We start from the raw sequence: 16,164 nt of genomic DNA, 5'->3' as shown, positions 1-16,164 counted from the left end.
CCAACCACTTGCGTCTTTCTGCAGGAACGCGCTTTCATCGAAAGGTTCTCTTTCAGGAACTGGAACAATCGTGGACCGGCTGGACGAACTGGCGACCTTCGTCGCGATCCTGGAGGCCGGCAGCCTCGCCGGGGCGGCCAAGCGGCTGCGGCGGTCTGCTCCCGCCGTCACCCGCGCGCTGTCGGGGCTGGAGGAGCGGCTCGGTCTGCGGCTGATCGAGCGGACCACCCGCAACCTCGCTCCGACCGACGCCGGCCGCCGGCTGGCCGAGCAGGCCCGCCGGCTGCTGGCCGACTATGACGAGGCGCTGGCCGCCACCGGCACCGACCGGCCGCTGCGCGGACGGTTGCGCGTCACCGCACCGGTGATGTTCGGGCGCAAGCATGTGACGCCGCTGGTCCTCGACTTCATGCGGGAGTTCCCCGACATCCGGGTCGAGCTGGTGCTGTCCGACGGCAACCTCGACCTGATCGAGGAGGAGCTGGATGTGGCGATCCGCATCGGCCCGCTGCCCGACTCCGGCCTCGTCGCCCGGCGGGTTGGGCAGGTCGGGCGCTATCTGGTCGCCAGCCCCGGCTATCTGGCGCGGCGCGGCTCGCCGGCGATGCTGGAGGATTTGTCCCGCCACGACCTCATCCTGACCACCGCCCGGCCCGGCCCGCTAGACTGGCGCTTTCTGGCCGATGGGCGGGAGCGGGTGTTGCGGGTCACCCCGAAGCTGGCGGTCAGCCACATCGAGCCGGCCCTGCTCGCCGCGCGTGACGGGCACGGCATCGCCCGCCCGCTGTCCTATCAGGCGGCCGACGACCTCGCCGCCGGCACTCTGGTGCGGCTGATGCCGGATACCGAGCCGGCGCCGATCCCGGTTCATGTCGTGGTGCCGACGGCAAGGCTGATGCCCGGCCGGGTGCGCGTCTTTCTCGACCATGCGGTCCAGGGGCTGTCGGCGCTGGAGGTGCTGCGCGCCTGACCAGGGAGCGGGCGGGGATGCGGGGAAAATCGTTCGCATCACTGCTCGACAGCGCAATGATCCACCGCGGAACCCGGCCCGATCGGCATTTTCCGACCGTACATTCGCCGCGCTCGGCGGCATACTGGTGCACTCCCGGTGTGGAGCGCCGACCGGCAGGCCGGCCACGGCGAAGAACGATAGAAACGACCAACGACAGGGGTTCAGGATGAGGGTATTTCTGACGGCGGCCGCGATGCTCGCCACGACTGCCATTGCTACCATCACCGTGGTTCCGACGGCCTGGGCCGCCGACAGCGTGCTTCAGGCGATCAAGCAGGCCGGCGTCGTCCGGGTCGGGACGACCGGCGATTACAAGCCCTTCAGCTACAAGGGCGCCGATGGCGCGCTGGTTGGTGCCGACATCGAGATGGCGAAGGAACTGGCCTCGACGCTGGGCGTCCGGGTGGAATTCGTCCAGACCAGCTGGAAGACGCTGATGGACGACTTCAAGGCCGAGAAGTTCGACATCGCGTTGGGCGGCATCACCGTCAATCCCGACCGCGCCGCCGTCGGCGACTTCTCCGTTCCCAACGTCAGCGACGGCAAGCGGCCGATCGCGCGCTGCGCCGACAAGGAGAAATTCACGACCGTCGAGAAGATCGACCAGCCCACCACCCGCGTCGTCGTCAACCCCGGCGGCACCAACGAGAAATTCGCCCGCGCCAATTTCACCAAGGCGCCGATCGAGGTCTGGCCCGACAACAAGACCATCCATGCGCAGATCGCCGCCGACAAGGCCGACGTCATGGTCACCGACGGCATCGAAGTCGACATGCAGGCGAAGCTGAACCCCGGCGTTCTCTGCGCCGTTCCGGTCGCCACGCCCTTCACCCATTTCGAGAACGCCTATCTGCTGCGCAAGGATCCGGAGCTGAAGCAGGCCGTCGACGCCTGGATGACCAAGGCGCTGTCCAGCGGACTGTGGAAAGCCAAGCTCGACGCCGCCATGCAGTAAGCGGCTTTACGGGTCGCGGGCGACGCGGAGGCCGTAGGCGGCATAGCCGCTCTCCGCCGCGTCTGCCCGCCGCACCGCCGAACGGACGTAGCGCGGGTTGCTGTGCCACGCCCCGCCACGCATCATCCGCCGGGAGCAGCGCCCGCCGGACTTGTCTTCGGCCTGACTGTCCTCCGCGCAGTCCTCCACCCACTGCCAGACATTGCCCAGCATGTCGTAAAGGCCGAAAGCGTTGGCGTGGTAGCTGCCGACCGGTGAGGTGAACAGGGCGCCGTCCCGGCAGTTCGCCACCTCCCAGTCGGTGAAGCGGTCCTTTGCCGTCAGGTCGGCGCCGTTGGCAGCGTCGCAGCCCTTCGCAGGGTCATCCCCCCACCAGCGGGCGGTCCGGCTGCCGGCGCGGGCGGCATATTCCCATTCGGTCTCGGTCAACAGGCGATAGTGCTCGCCGGTCCTCCGGCTGAGCCAGTCGACATAGGCACTGGCGTCGTACCAGCTGACGCAGACCGCCGGGTCGTCGTTGGTCTGGCCGAAGCCCGGCCGCCGCCAGGAGAAGTGCCAGCGCGGCAGCAACTCCGTCTCTCCGGCATAGCCGCGGCAGACCGTCCGCGGCCGGTAGCCGCTGTCCTCGATGAAGCGGGCATATTCGCCGCGGGTCACCGGATATCTGCCGACGGCGATGGGCTGCGGGATCGCCGCCGGGCGCTGCTCCGGCTCATCAGGGAAGCGTTCCCTCTCGGTGGACGGGGAGCCCTGGAGATAGGTGCCGGCGGGGATCGTCACCAGGATGGGGACGTCGGGATGGTCCCAGATCTCGCGCGGGGGGCTGTCCGTCTGCCAGGCATGGAAGGCCGCCATCCGTTCGGCGCGCCAGCCGGCCAGATCCTCCGGTTCGGCCCGGCGCCAGCCGGCCAGGCCCGCCAGCATCAGGATCAGGACGACGACCGCTCCCACGGAGCCGGGCAGGGTGCTGGTCATGGCTGGGGCATCTCTTGCTGGCGTGCCGGTGCGGATCATGCCGCCATTTCCCCGTTGCACGCCGGTTCAGGCAACCACGCGTCCGTGTCCCGGTCGGGGCACTTCCAGCCGGCACGAACCCTCGGCGGCACGGGCCTTTCGCCTTCGGGTTATGGCGGATGCGGTAGGCGTCGAAGGCGGTGTCCTGCTGTTGGTGCTGGCAGACGTTCAACGGAGCGTTGATGCCACAGGAGACACACATGGCTGCCTATCCCGCGGACCTCACGCGCGCGCTGTTCGTCACTGGCCTGCGCAACGCCCATGCGGTGGAACAGCAGGCGCTGGCCCTGATGGACCGCCAGTTGGACCGTTTGGTGAATTATCCGGAGGTTTCCGACCACCTGCGCATGCACCGTGGCGAGACCGAGTCCCAGATCAGCCGCATCGAGCAGATCCTGGATCAGCTTCAGGAGACTCATTCCGGCCTGAAGGACACTGCCCTGTCGATCATGGGCAATCTCGCGGCACTCGGCCACAGCTTCGCCGAGGATGAAATCCTCAAGAACTCCTTCGCCAACTACGCCTTCGAGAATTTCGAGGTGGCGAGCTACCGGTCGCTGCTGACCGTGGCGGACGCCGGCAATTTCGCCTTCGCGACCCCGCTTCTGCAGACCTCCCTGCGCGAGGAGGAGGCGATGGCCTCCTGGGTGATCGAGAATGTGCCGACCCTGACGCTGAAATACCTGTCGCTGAAGGCCGGCGACCAGACCGCCGGCCGCTGACGCCAGACCGCCATCCCAGGGCCGCCATCCGTTTGCTGCAATGCAGCATTCCCGCCGTGTCCGGATTTTGCCCGGTGACGAGTCGGGGGGCTTTGCCGTAAGAAACTGGGCGGGTTTCAAAACGGATGGTTCCCCCGTGCTCCGATCGGTCTCTCTCTGCCTGTTCATCGCCGTGGCCGCCGCTCTTGCGGGCTGCACCTCCGACTATTCTCCCAACACCTACGCCTCCAGCGCGGTCCAGCAGGCTAACAAGGTCGAGCCGGGCGTCGTCGTTGGTTTCCGTCAGGTGGCGATCAGCGCCAACGGCACCGTCGGCGCCGTCAGCGGCGGTGCGGCCGGCGGCATCCTGGGCGCGCAGGTCGGCAGCGGTGGCATGAATGCGGCACTTGGCACCGTCGGCGGCACGGCGATCGGCGGTCTGCTGGGCACGGCGATGGAGCATATCGCCGGTGACACCAACGGCTGGGAGTACATCGTCCGCAAATCGAACGGCGAACTGCTGTCGCTGACCCAGAAGGAGCCGCAGCCGCTGCCGATCGGCCAGAAGGTCCTGGTCATCACCGGCAGTCAGGCCCGCATCGTCCCCGACTATTCCACCCCTGCCGATCCCGAACCTGCCAAGGCCGAATCGGTGAAGACCGACACCGCCAAGGCCGATGCCCCGAAGCCCGAGACGCCGAAATCGGACATCAAGGCGGTGCCGCTCGCTCCGCCCACCGAGACGGCACCCGCTGCCCCCGCTTCCGCGCCCTCCACTGCCCCCGCTCAGGCCGAACAGTCCGCTGCCGGTGCGGCGCAGCCCGCCAGCGGCGGTGGTCCGATCCGCCTGACCGCCCCGACCGACAATCCTCCTGCCACCCCCTCGGCCGCCCCCGCATCCGCGACGACGGCGGAGCCAGCCAGCCAGCCCCCGGCAGAGTAGAAGCCCGTCGAGTAGCACCATACTTGTCCGAATGGACGGGATGGCGCACAGTCCGGTGATCCAACCAAGACCACCGACAGAGGCTCCATGTCCGCCGTCGATACGCCCGCCGCCGCTCCCGTTCCCGCCATGACGAAGGAGGAGCTGGAGGAACTGATCCGCGAGGGGGTTCCCCTGGTCGGAAACTTCGGCATCGTCGTCGAAAGCCTGGGCGCCGGCACGATCCGCTTGCGCCTGCCCTACAAGGACGATTTCGTCCGGCCCGGCGGCACCGTCACCGGCCCGGCGATGTTCGGGCTGGCCGACGTGGCACTCTATGGGGCGGTGCTGAGCCTGATCGGCCGGGTCGAGCTGGCGGTGACCACCAGCATGACCATCAACTTCCTGCGCCGCCCGCCGCCCGTCGCCATCATCGCCGAGGCGCGCGTCCTCAAGCTGGGCAAGCGGCTGGCCTATGGCGAGATCCTGCTGTTCTCCGAAGGCGATCCGGAGCCGGTCGCCCACGTCACCGGAACCTACTCCATCCCGCCGCATGATCCCGTCACCGTTGCGGTATCTAATTACCGTATGGATGGGGTGTCATAAAAAAACGCTTAATATCAATGGGTTTGCAATAGCGGTATCTAATTACCGCGCTTGCAAGTCGTTGAAATGAATTGATAATTTTTCCGTTGACAGAGGGGCGCCCGAGCCCTTAGAAAGCCGTCCGCTTCGGCGCCCCGGTATCGGCGGCCTGCCGATCCGTATTCGAAGAAACGAGTGTGGCGATGAAGACCTTCAATCTGAAGCCGACCGAAATCGAGAAGAAGTGGTACGTCGTCGACGCCGACGGCCTCGTTCTCGGCCGGCTCGCCAGCATCCTGGCGAACATCCTGCGTGGCAAGAACAAGCCGACCTACACCCCGCACATGGATTGCGGCGACCATGTCGTCGTGATCAATGCTGAGAAGGTGAAGCTGACCGGCAACAAGCGCGACGCCGACATCTTCTACTGGCACACCGGCTATCCGGGCGGGATCAAGGGCCGTTCCAAGGGCCAGATCCTGGACGGCAAGTATCCGGAGCGTGTGATCGAGAAGGCCGTGGAGCGCATGGTTCCGCGTGGTCCGCTCGGCCGTAAGCAGATGACCCATCTGAAGGTCTACAAGGGCGCCGCCCACCCGCACGACGCCCAGCAGCCGGTCGTTCTCGACGTCGGCGCCATGAACCCGAAGAATAAGCGGAGCGCGTAAGCATGGCTCAGGTCACCACCACCCTCTCCAGCCTGAAGGAACTGACGGGCGCTGCCGCCACCGCGACCGTCTCCGAGGAGCTGGCCGCTCCGAAGCTGGACGCCCAGGGCCGCGCCTACGCCACCGGCAAGCGCAAGGACGCCGTCGCCCGCGTGTGGATCAAGCCGGGCACCGGCAAGGTCACCGTGAACGGCCGCGACCAGTCGGTCTATTTCGCCCGTCCGGTGCTGCGCATGATGATCGCCCAGCCGTTCGGCGTGACCGAGCGTCTGGACCAGTTCGACGTCGTCGCCACCGTCGCCGGCGGCGGTCTGTCGGGCCAGGCCGGTGCCGTCCGTCACGGCATCTCCAAGGCGCTGACCTACTTCGAGCCGGCCCTGCGCCCGCCGTTGAAGGCCGCCGGCTTCCTGACCCGCGACGCCCGTACGGTCGAGCGTAAGAAGTACGGCCGCGCCAAGGCCCGCCGCAGCTTCCAGTTCTCGAAGCGCTAATCCCTACACGGGCCCGCGCCTTTACGGTACAAGCGAGGGGCGTCCCGAAAGGGGCGCCCCTTTCTTTTTGCGCTGTCATCACGCTTTCGCTTATCCCGGATACAGGTTTCCACCCGTCTTCAGATCGTTTTCAGCGAAGGACATTGCCTCCATGGCCTCGACCAGCATTCCCGGCAGCACCTCCGGCGGTTCGAAAATCCGCGTCGGCATCCTGGGCGCGTCCGGTTACACCGGCGCCGAACTGGTGCGCATGCTGCTGCGCCACCCGAATGTGGAGATCGCCGCGCTGACCGCCGAACGACAGGCGGGCAAGCCGATGGCGGAGGTGTTCCCGCATCTGGGCGGCTATGGCCTGCCTGATCTGGTGAAGATCGACGATCTGAAGTGGGACAATCTGGACTTCATCTTCTGCGCCCTGCCGCACGGCACCACGCAGGAGGTGATCGCCGGCCTGCCGAGCGGGCTGAAGGTGGTCGACCTGTCCGCCGATTTCCGCCTCAGCGATCCGGCCGAATACGCCACCTGGTACGGCCACGCGCATCGCGCCGTCGATCTCCAGAAGGAGGTCGCCTACGGCCTGACCGAGTTCAACCGCCAGGGCGTCCGCAAGGCGCGGGTGGTGGCGAATCCGGGCTGCTACCCGACCTGCTCGCTGCTGCCGCTGCTGCCGCTGCTGCTGGAAAACCAGATCGAGCCGGGCGGCATCATCATCGACGCCAAGTCCGGCGTGTCGGGCGCCGGCCGCGACGCCAAGCAGGCCAACCTGTTCACCGAGGTGTCGGAAGGCTTCAACGCCTATGGCGTCGGCCACCACCGCCACATGCCGGAGATCGAGCAGGAGCTGCGGCTGGCCGCCGGCCGGCCGATCACCGTCTCCTTCACCCCGCATCTGGTGCCGATGAACCGCGGCATGATGGCGACCATCTATGTCCGCATGGCCGAGGGCGTCACCGCCGACGACCTGCGCGCGACGCTGGCCGCCCGCTATGCCGACGAGCCCTTTGTCGGCGTGACGCCCGCCGGCGTGGTGCCGGCGACGCGCCATGTCCGCGCGTCCAACCACAACCTGATCGGCGTGGTCGCCGACCGTGCTCCGCGCAGCGCCATCATCGTGTCGGTGATCGACAATCTGGTGAAGGGCGCCTCCGGCCAGGCGATCCAGAACATGAACGTCATGATGGGGCTGGGCGAGACGACCGGCATCGATCAGGCGCCGCTTTTCCCGTAATCGGATACCGCGAAAGGACAGGCAGGGGGCTGTGACAGCGTTGTGGCCCCCCGTCCGCACTGTTGCACAGAGGCACCAATCGGGATTTGCTTTGGCCTGTCAATGCGAAATCAGGTGGTGCCTTAAGCCTTACGGTGCTTCAATCCGGCCCGTCATGCACGATTTCGGTACGACCTGATGTCCGGCCTTGTCCGCGCCTTCAACGGCATCCTGCCCACCATCGACCCGACCGCGTTCATCGCGGAAACGGCGGCGGTGATCGGCGATGTCGTGATCGGGGCGAACAGCAGCATCTGGTACGGCTGCACCGTGCGTGGAGACATCAACGAGATCCGAATCGGCGCTCGCACCAACATTCAGGACGGCACCGTGATCCACGTGGCCGCTGAAGGGCAGGGCACCTACATCGGTGACGACATCACCGTCGGCCATATGGCGATGCTGCATGCCTGCACGCTGGAAGACGGCTGCTTCATCGGCATGAAGGCCTGCATCCTGGATGGGGCTCATGTCGAGTCGCGGGCGATGGTCGCCGCCGGTGCTCTGGTGACCCCTGGAAAACGGGTGACGTCCGGATTCTTGTGGGCCGGCAGCCCTGCTAGACCGGTTCGCGAGCTGACGGAACGCGATCTCGCGGTTTTTCCGGTTATCGGCCACCGTTACACGGATTTGGCGGAAACCTACCGGAAAAGCTGCTATGGAAGTGGAGCATAGGTCCAAGAACAGGTACGGTTCGGCCAATCGGCTGAGGTGCTGGAACATCATCCGGCACCACATGTTGGGAAGGTCGTCGCCGCGCTTGAACATGGGCGGATGCTTCGATTGATAGGTTCATCCCCCGCAGGCACTCTGATGGGGAAGGGTTCTGGAAGGGAGTGAAGACAATGAAGACTATTGTTCGCGCGGGTCTGGCTGCCGTTCCGGCCGCCATCGTCGCTTTCGGTCTGTCGGCGGCCGCCAATGCCCAGGACGCGAGCCTGGTCGGCAAGGGCACCCAGTGGTGCAACCCGGTCATCGGCTGGACCGGTCAGGTGTCGGAAGGCGTCGCCGCCCGCACCGCTGATGGCGGCTACGTCATCCATCAGGGCAGCTATCCGTGCCCGCCGGCCGCTGCCGCTCCGGCTCCGGCCGCCGTCGCCGCGGTCCAGAGCGAATACCTGGTGTTCTTCGACTGGGATAAGTCGAACATCACCCCGGCCGCCGATCGCGTGATCGGTGACGCGGTGTCGGCCATCCTGAAGAACGGTGGCGCCAAGATCCACGTCGTCGGCCACACCGACACGTCGGGTTCGCCGGCCTACAACCAGAAGCTGTCGGTCCGTCGTGCCGACGCGGTCAAGAAGGCCCTGGTCGCCAAGGGCATCCAGGCCGCCAACATCACGACCGAAGGCAAGGGCGAGAGCCAGCTGCTGGTCCAGACCGGTCCGAACGTCCGCGAGCCGTCCAACCGTCGTGCGCAGATCCTGCCGCGCCTGCTGAACGCTCCGTCGTCCTAAGGACGGTTGGCAGGGGGCCGTTCCGGGGGTTTCGGAACGGCCTTCCCGCCCGCGGGAGAAACCGCAGGAAAAAGGCCGCACCGGGCTTCCCGGTCGCGGCCTTTTTCCGTTTCAGCCCGAGATTCTTCAGCCCGAGATTCTTCAGCCCGAGATTTTTCAACCGGCGCTTTTTTGGCGGGCGATCTGGGCCGGGTCCTGTTCCGGCTCCCCCGCGGTCAGCCGCAAGGGCACCACGCCCGCCCACACCGGGTGGTCCATGTCCTCCGGATCGTCGCCCGGCGGGCCGGAGCGGCGCTTCGCCGACGCCTCGGCGATGGGGAAGGCCAGAACGCTGGTCGCCTTCAGTTCCTGCGCGTTGGGGGCCCGCACCTTGGCGCTGCGGCCGGGCTCGATCTTCTCCATCAGCGCGTCCAGCGCCGCCCGCTTCTCCACCTCCTCCGACACCAGCCGCGGCCGGCCGAACAGCATGACCGAGCGGTAGTTGACGGAATGATGGAAGGCCGACCGCGCCAGCACCCAGCCGTCGATCAGCGACAGCGTGATGCAGGCCTCGCCGCCCTCCTGCAACCGCCGGATCATCCGGCTGGAGGAGGCGCCATGGATCAGCAGCTCGTCCCCCACCCGCCAGGGAATGGTCGGGATCACCATGGGAGAGGGGGTGCCATGGCCCCCGCTTTGCCCCTTGATGGCGTCGTCGACGAAGCCGACGTGGCAGATTGGCGCCTCGTCGATGATGGCGTGGATCAGCGCGACCTCATGACTGCCGCGGTCGCCCAGACGCACCGGACGGGTGCGCGGGGTCTGGGGCAGGGCGGTCGGGGATTCGGAGGCGGTGGGAAGGCTGGTCATGCTCGTGCTCAAGGCCGGACTGTTGCGATGGCCCAGAATGAGCGGCAGAATGGCTCCCTCGAAAGGTCCGGAATGCCGATTCCATAGGGACCAATTCTCCCGCCCCCCGTGAGTATCGCCATGGCCCGTTCAGCACGTCCGGTTCTGTCCAGCCTGGGGCCGGTGGCGCTCGACCGGGATGGCGCTGAGCCGTTGCACCGCCAGCTCTACCGCGCCCTGCGTCAGGCGGTGCTGGACGGCCGGCTGCGCCCGGGGGAGCGGCTGCCGCCCAGCCGGTCGCTCGCCACCGACTGGGGCCTGTCGCGCAATACGGTGGTCACCGCCTATGACACGCTGCTGGCGGAGGGCTATATCACCGGCCGGGTCGGCGCCGGCACCTTCGTCGCCACCTCCCTGCCCGATGCCATGCCCGCGGGAGGCACCGCGCGTGACGAAGCGCGCCGCGGCGTCGGCTTGTCCGCCCGCGGCCGGGCGCTGGCCGAGGCGCCGTCCATCGCCCGCGACCGGGTGGGCCGCCCCTTCGCGCTCGGCACGCCGGATCTCGGTGCCTTTCCCTTCGCCCTGTGGGCGCAGCTTCTCGGCCGCTGCTGGCGCCATGGCGGGCGGATGCTGGCGACGGAGCCGGACCCGCTCGGCCATGTCCCCCTGCGCACGGAGATCGCCGCCTATCTGCGCGCTGTCCGTGCCGTGCGCTGCGAGCCGGAACAGGTCGTCATCGTCTCCGGTGCGCAGCAGGGCTTGGCGCTGATGGCGCAGCTGCTGCTCGATCCCGGCGACGAGGCCTGGGTGGAGGAGCCGGGCTGGCCCGGCAACCGCGCCGCCCTGCTGGGCGCCGGGGCGCGGCTGGTCCTGGTGCCGGTGGACGGGGAGGGAATCGACGTCGCCGCCGGCATGGCTCGCGGGGCCGGCGCCCGGCTGGCTCTGGTCACCCCCTCCCACCAGTTTCCCTTGGGCGTGACCATGAGCCTTGCGCGCCGGCTGCGCCTGCTCGATTGGGCAGCGGCGCGCGACGCCTGGATCGTCGAGGATGATTACGACAGCGAGTTCCGCTATGCTGGCCCGCCGCTGGCCGCCCTCCAGGGTTTGGACGGCGCCGGCCGGGTCATCTATGTCGGCAGCTTCAGCAAGGTGATGTTCCCGGCGCTGCGGCTCGGCTATGTCGTGGTGCCGCCCGATCTGGTCGAGCCGGTGCGTGCCGCGCGCCGCCATTTCGACGGCGGGACCAGCGTGGTGCCGCAGGCGGCATTGCACCGCTTCCTGGCCGACGGCCATTTCGCCTCGCACCTGCGGGCCATGCGCTCGCTCTACGCCGCCAAGCGCACCGCCATCCTGGAGTCGATCTCAGGCGCCTTCGCCGGCGTCGCCACGGCGGAGGCGGGGGAAGCCGGCATGCATGTCCTGCTCCGCCTGCCGCCGGACTGCCCGGACCACGCCCTGGCCGAACGCGCTGCCCGCATCGGCCTGACCACGCCATGCCTGTCCAGCTATTACCGCACCGACGGCGGGAGCGCCGGCAACGGCCTGCTGCTGGGCTTCGCCGCCCACCACCCGGCAGCGCTGGACCGCGCGGTGCGCGATCTGGCACGGCTGGCCGTGGACGTGTCGAACCGCTAAACCGCCTCCGCCACCCGTTCCACCGCCGGCATTTCCCAGGCCGGGTAGCGCAGGCTCAGCTGATGCGGGCGGTCCTGCATGTCCAGCACCGGGCGCAGCACCGACGGGTCGGCGCGCATGGCGTCCTCGCCGGCCATGTGGACGATGCCCAGGCGGCGGTTGGGCAGGTAATACTCCACCAGCTCCCGCCGCTCCGGGTCGAAGCGCCAGGGGCCGATGTAGTTGCACCATTCCGGCAGCAGCTCGACCGGCAGCCCGTCCAGATAGATCGCGCCTGCCATCGCCAGCTGGTCGGAGGTGAACAGCCGGCCCTTGCGCAGCACCCGCTTCTGCCAGCGCTGGAAGGCTTCCCAATGCGGCGCGTCCGCCTTCAGTGCATAGGCGCCGGCATTGAGCGTCGGGCGGGTCGCCAGCGCGCGGCATTCCGCCGTGGTCAGGCCGGCGCGGCTGGAGTTCTTGTAGAGGATGGAGCGCACCCGGGCGAAGCCACCGAACAGCCAGTTCAGCCGCAGCTCCGTCTCCGAGAAGCGGCCGAACTGGGCGACGATGGCGAAGCGGTTCAGCGCCGCCCCCCGCCGCAGCATCTCCACCGCCTCCCAATCCTGCACCCAGGCATCGGCGTCGATCCAGATCACCGTGTCGTAGCCGGGGAAGTAGGTCGGCAGGTGAAGCTTGGCGAGGTTGGCCTTCAGGTGGATGCGGTTGCGCAGCTTGTGCGCCGGGATGCTCACCGGCCAGGGCGGGGTCACCACCGCAGCCCCCTCGGCCTTGAGTTCGGCGATCTGCTCGGCGGTCAGCCCGGCGTCGATCACGCCGATGGGGCACTCCGCCGCCGGCTTCAAAGCCCGCAGCGAGGCGATCAGCTCGCGGATCAACGGGCAGTAGCGGGAGTCGCCGCCGGTCACGACGATGAAGGAACCCAACATTCTATATCCCGTACGCCCTAAGCGCAAAGTGGTACGTACAAGCACCCTGCCTGCATAATCCTTAGACGTCAACCGGCGTCCAGTCCGGATCGCCACGCATTTTAACGCACGCTCCCGATCCCCCGCTGAAGGTCGTACACCTTGGATTCCGCCGTGCCGCCTATCCGGAAGTCAGGGGTTGCCGAACGCACGTGCGGGTGAAACCTTCGACCCGGTGGCGTGTTTCCGTCCCGTGTTCCCGCGACACATGTTCCGTCAATCGCTTCTCGAAAGTGCTGGACCCATGATCGATCGGCAGGACCGGCTCTGGTACAAGGACGCCGTCATTTACCAACTGCACATCAAGGCGTTCTTCGACGCCGACAATGACGGCATCGGCGATTTCGCCGGTCTGACCCAGAAGCTGGATTACATCCAGGAACTGGGGGTGACGGCCGTGTGGCTTCTGCCCTTCTATCCATCGCCGCTGCGCGACGACGGCTATGACATCGCCGACTACACCTCGGTCAACCCGACCTACGGGAACCTGGAGGATTTCCGGCGCTTCATGGAGGAATGCCACAACCGCGGCCTGCGGGTGATCACCGAGCTGGTGATCAACCACACCTCCGACCAGCATCCTTGGTTCCAGCGCGCGCGGGAGGCGCCGGCGGGGTCCAACCACCGCGACTATTATGTCTGGTCCGACAGCGACCAGAAATACCAGGGCACGCGCATCATCTTCTGCGACACGGAAAAGTCCAACTGGACCTGGGATCCGGTCGCCAACGCCTATTACTGGCACCGCTTCTATTCGCACCAGCCCGACCTGAACTTCGACAATCCCGAGGTTCTGGAGGAGGTGCTGAAGGTGATGCGCTTCTGGCTGGACATGGGGGTGGACGGGCTGCGGCTCGACGCCATCCCCTACCTGAAGGAGCGCGAGGGTACCAACAACGAGAATCTGCCGGAAACCCACGATGTCCTGAAGGCGATCCGCGCCGCACTCGACGCCGAATATCCCGACCGCATGCTGCTGGCCGAGGCCAACCAGTGGCCGGAGGACGTGCTGCCCTATTTCGGCGATCCTTCGAGGGGCGGCGACGAATGCCACATGTCCTTCCACTTCCCGCTGATGCCGCGCATCTACATGGCGGTGGCGATGGAGGACCGGCATCCCATCGCCGACATCATGCGCCAGACGCCCGACATCCCGGCCGACTGCCAGTGGGCCATCTTCCTGCGCAACCACGATGAACTGACGCTGGAGATGGTCACCGACACCGAGCGCGACTATCTCTGGAACTTCTACGCCGCCGACCGGCGCATGCGGATCAACCTCGGCATCCGCCGCCGCCTCGCCCCGCTGCTGGAGAACGACCGCCGCAAGATCGAGCTGCTGAACAGCCTGCTGATGTCGATGCCCGGCACGCCGGTGCTCTATTACGGCGACGAGATCGGCATGGGCGACAACATCTATCTCGGCGACCGCGATGGCGTGCGCACACCGATGCAATGGTCGATCGACCGCAACGGCGGCTTCTCGCGCGCCGACCCGGCGCGGCTCTATCTGCCGGCGGTGCTCGACCCGATCTACGGCTTCATGGCGGTCAATGTCGAGGCGCAGGCCCGCAACCCCTCCTCGCTGCTGAACTGGATGAAGCGGCTGGTGGCGGTGCGCAAGCAGCGCCAGAGCTTCGGCCGCGGCGGCTTCTCGCTGCTCTATCCCGGTAACCGCAAGGTCCTGGCCTACATCCGCTCGCTGGAGACGGAAAACGGGTCGGAGATCGCGCTGTGCGTCGCCAACCTGTCGCGCTCGGCCCAGGCGGTGGAGCTCGACCTGAAGACCTGGAAGGGCCGCATCCCGGTCGAATTGCTGGGCCGCACCGTCTTCCCGCCCATCGGCGACCTTCCCTATCTGCTGACCCTGCCGGCCTACGGCTTCTACTGGTTCGCCCTGACCGCCGAGGCGGAGCTGCCGACCTGGCACGAAACCCCGCCGGAGCCGGTGCCCGACTTGCTGACCGTCGTCGTCCGCGACGGCTGGCACAGCCTGACCAGCGGCAAGGCGGCGGACGAGCTGGGCCGCGACATCCTGCAGGCTTTCCTGCCGCAGCAGCGCTGGTTCTCCGCCAAGGACCGCCGCATCACCCGTTCCCACGTCACCCTCGCCGCCCAGCTTCCGGGGCCGGGCGAAGGCTTCATGCTGGTCCGAACTCAAGTGGGCCTGAGTGGGGTTGGGCTGGACGGCGACGCCGCCGATCAGAGCTATTTCCTGCCGATGGCGATGAGCTGGGAGGACGGGGCCGGCGGCACCGGCTGGCCGCTGCTGCCCTACACGCTGGCCAAGGTGCGGCGCGGCCCGCGCACCGGCGCCATCTATGACGCCGTGCAGGCCGACGGTTTCGCCCTGGCGCTGATCGAGGCGCTGCGGCGCGGCGACACGCTGAAGGCCACCGCTGGCGAGGACAGCATCCGCTTCACCCCGACCGAGGCTTTGGGCGCCATCGAGCTGTCGCCGGAGGCCGAAGTGCGGCGCCTTGGCGTCGAGCAGAGCAACACCTCCGTCCTGGTCGACAGCCAGATCGTGCTGAAGGTGCTGCGCCGTCTGGTGGAGGGCGAGCATCCCGAGGTCGAGATGGGCCGCTTCCTGACCGAGGTCGGCTTCGCCAACACCCCCGCCCTGCTGGGCACGGTGGAGCAGGTCGCCGCCGATGGCACCCCGACCGCGCTGGCGGTGGCCCAGGCCTTCGTCCGCAACCAGGGCGACGGCTGGGCCAGCACGGTGGAGGAGCTGGAGCGCCAGCTGGAGGACATCCGCCTGGGCGTCGCCGGCACCACCGAGGACGCGGCCGAATCGGGCGAGCCCTTCGGTATGCATCTGGTGATGATGACCACGCTGGGGCAGCGCACCGCCGAACTGCACCGGGCGCTGGCGCAGAACACCGGCAACGCCGCCTTCGATCCGGAGCCGATCGCCGCCGACGATCTGGCGCGCTGGGCCGCCGCCGTCCGCGTCCAGGCGGAGGCCGCCTTCGCCGCCCTGCCCGGAGCGCTGGACCGCCTGCCCGCCGATGTGCGGACCGACGCCGAACAGCTTCTGTTCCGCCGTTCGGAGGCGATGGAGCGGATTGCGGCGCTGGCATCGATGCCGCCCGGCGGGGTCAAGACCCGCATCCATGGCGACTATCACCTGGGGCAGGTGGTGCGGGCGCAGAACGACTGGTACATCCTCGACTTCGAAGGGGAGCCGGCGAAGACGCTGGAGGAGCGCCGCGCCAAATCCAGCCCGCTGCGCGACGTCGCCGGCATGCTGCGCTCCTTCAACTATGCCGCCTGGGCGGCGCTGTTCCGGCTGGACAGTGCCGGCGAGGGGGCCAACAGCGGCGATAGCCCGGCACTGGCCGCCGCGCGCGACTGGGAACGCCGCAGCGTAGACTCCTTCCTCGACGGCTACCGCTCGGCCATCGAGGGCTGCCCGGTCTGGCCGGCGGACGATCAGGGGGGCGAGGACACCGCGCGCGGCCTGCTGACCCTGTTCCTGTTGGAGAAGGCCTTCTACGAGATCGGCTACGAGGCGGCGAACCGGCCGAACTGGATCGGCATCCCGGTCAAGGGCGTGCTGGGGCTGCTCGACGGTGCCAAGGAAGAGGGCGCCAAAGAGGCGGGCGCGAAGGAATAGCCGGACAAATCCGCGGCGGGCATGGTGTGACGAAACCGCCGC

General features: G+C 67.7%; 15 protein-coding genes. 12 read left to right on the top strand and 3 right to left on the bottom strand.

The window, feature by feature from the left end:
• The first annotated feature begins 70 nt into the window (after positions 1 to 70).
• Both E6C72_RS15275 and E6C72_RS15270 read left to right on the top strand, forming a co-directional pair.
• The gene (locus E6C72_RS15275) at positions 71 to 970 is read left to right on the top strand and encodes a LysR family transcriptional regulator (RefSeq protein ID WP_109083864.1); all 900 of its coding nucleotides are present in this window, start codon (positions 71 to 73) and stop codon (positions 968 to 970) included.
• Between the two features lie 208 nt (positions 971 to 1,178).
• Positions 1,179 to 1,967 carry a transporter substrate-binding domain-containing protein gene (locus tag E6C72_RS15270; RefSeq protein ID WP_109083865.1) on the top strand — a complete coding sequence of 263 codons (789 nt, stop codon included), beginning with the start codon at positions 1,179 to 1,181 and terminating at the stop codon, positions 1,965 to 1,967.
• Positions 1,968 to 1,973: 6 nt separating this feature from the next.
• Here E6C72_RS15270 and E6C72_RS15265 read toward each other — a convergent pair whose 3' ends face one another.
• Positions 1,974 to 2,942, bottom strand: coding sequence for a formylglycine-generating enzyme family protein (locus tag E6C72_RS15265; RefSeq protein ID WP_109083866.1), 969 nt, complete (start codon positions 2,940 to 2,942; stop codon positions 1,974 to 1,976).
• A gap of 239 nt (positions 2,943 to 3,181) precedes the next feature.
• Here E6C72_RS15265 and E6C72_RS15260 point away from each other — a divergent pair, with 239 nt between their 5' ends.
• From E6C72_RS15260 to E6C72_RS15225, 8 genes are all read left to right on the top strand, one after another.
• The gene (locus E6C72_RS15260) at positions 3,182 to 3,703 is read left to right on the top strand and encodes a ferritin-like domain-containing protein (RefSeq protein ID WP_109083867.1); all 522 of its coding nucleotides are present in this window, start codon (positions 3,182 to 3,184) and stop codon (positions 3,701 to 3,703) included.
• Between the two features lie 136 nt (positions 3,704 to 3,839).
• Positions 3,840 to 4,625 (top strand): glycine zipper 2TM domain-containing protein, encoded by a 786-nt coding sequence (locus tag E6C72_RS15255; protein WP_109083868.1) that lies wholly within the window; start codon positions 3,840 to 3,842, stop codon positions 4,623 to 4,625.
• Between the two features lie 87 nt (positions 4,626 to 4,712).
• A complete protein-coding gene (locus tag E6C72_RS15250; RefSeq protein WP_109083869.1) occupies positions 4,713 to 5,210 on the top strand; it encodes a PaaI family thioesterase in 498 nt (165 codons plus the stop codon).
• A 182-nt stretch (positions 5,211 to 5,392) separates the two neighbouring features.
• Positions 5,393 to 5,857, top strand: a complete 465-nt coding sequence (rplM, locus tag E6C72_RS15245; RefSeq protein WP_109083870.1) for a 50S ribosomal protein L13 — start codon at positions 5,393 to 5,395, stop codon at positions 5,855 to 5,857.
• Between the two features lie 2 nt (positions 5,858 to 5,859).
• Positions 5,860 to 6,348, top strand: a complete 489-nt coding sequence (rpsI, locus tag E6C72_RS15240) for a 30S ribosomal protein S9 (protein WP_109083871.1) — start codon at positions 5,860 to 5,862, stop codon at positions 6,346 to 6,348.
• 151 nt (positions 6,349 to 6,499) lie between these two features.
• A complete protein-coding gene (argC, locus tag E6C72_RS15235; protein WP_109083872.1) occupies positions 6,500 to 7,576 on the top strand; it encodes an N-acetyl-gamma-glutamyl-phosphate reductase in 1,077 nt (358 codons plus the stop codon).
• A gap of 177 nt (positions 7,577 to 7,753) precedes the next feature.
• Positions 7,754 to 8,290, top strand: a complete 537-nt coding sequence (locus E6C72_RS15230; RefSeq protein ID WP_109083873.1) for a gamma carbonic anhydrase family protein — start codon at positions 7,754 to 7,756, stop codon at positions 8,288 to 8,290.
• Between the two features lie 170 nt (positions 8,291 to 8,460).
• The gene (locus tag E6C72_RS15225; RefSeq protein ID WP_109083874.1) at positions 8,461 to 9,072 is read left to right on the top strand and encodes an OmpA family protein; all 612 of its coding nucleotides are present in this window, start codon (positions 8,461 to 8,463) and stop codon (positions 9,070 to 9,072) included.
• 156 nt (positions 9,073 to 9,228) lie between these two features.
• Here the strand turns inward: E6C72_RS15225 and E6C72_RS15220 are convergent, their stop codons facing one another.
• Complete coding sequence (locus tag E6C72_RS15220; protein ID WP_109083875.1) at positions 9,229 to 9,921, bottom strand: pyridoxamine 5'-phosphate oxidase family protein; 693 nt, start codon at positions 9,919 to 9,921, stop codon at positions 9,229 to 9,231.
• Positions 9,922 to 10,041: 120 nt separating this feature from the next.
• Between E6C72_RS15220 and E6C72_RS15215 the strand changes: the two genes are divergently transcribed.
• Positions 10,042 to 11,535, top strand: a complete 1,494-nt coding sequence (locus E6C72_RS15215; protein ID WP_109083876.1) for a PLP-dependent aminotransferase family protein — start codon at positions 10,042 to 10,044, stop codon at positions 11,533 to 11,535.
• Here the strand turns inward: E6C72_RS15215 and E6C72_RS15210 are convergent.
• Positions 11,532 to 12,461 (bottom strand): glycosyltransferase, encoded by a 930-nt coding sequence (locus E6C72_RS15210; RefSeq protein WP_109083877.1) that lies wholly within the window; start codon positions 12,459 to 12,461, stop codon positions 11,532 to 11,534. The two genes, E6C72_RS15215 and E6C72_RS15210, sit on opposite strands and share 4 nt — an antisense overlap.
• A 283-nt stretch (positions 12,462 to 12,744) precedes the next feature.
• Here E6C72_RS15210 and treS point away from each other — a divergent pair, with 283 nt between their 5' ends.
• Positions 12,745 to 16,122, top strand: a complete 3,378-nt coding sequence (treS, locus tag E6C72_RS15205) for a maltose alpha-D-glucosyltransferase (protein WP_109083878.1) — start codon at positions 12,745 to 12,747, stop codon at positions 16,120 to 16,122.
• The last annotated feature ends 42 nt before the right edge of the window (positions 16,123 to 16,164 follow it).

This window comes from Azospirillum sp. TSH100 (assembly GCF_004923295.1).
Taxonomy (GTDB): Bacteria; Pseudomonadota; Alphaproteobacteria; order Azospirillales; family Azospirillaceae; genus Azospirillum.
This window is presented reverse-complemented; position numbering and strand designations above follow the sequence as displayed.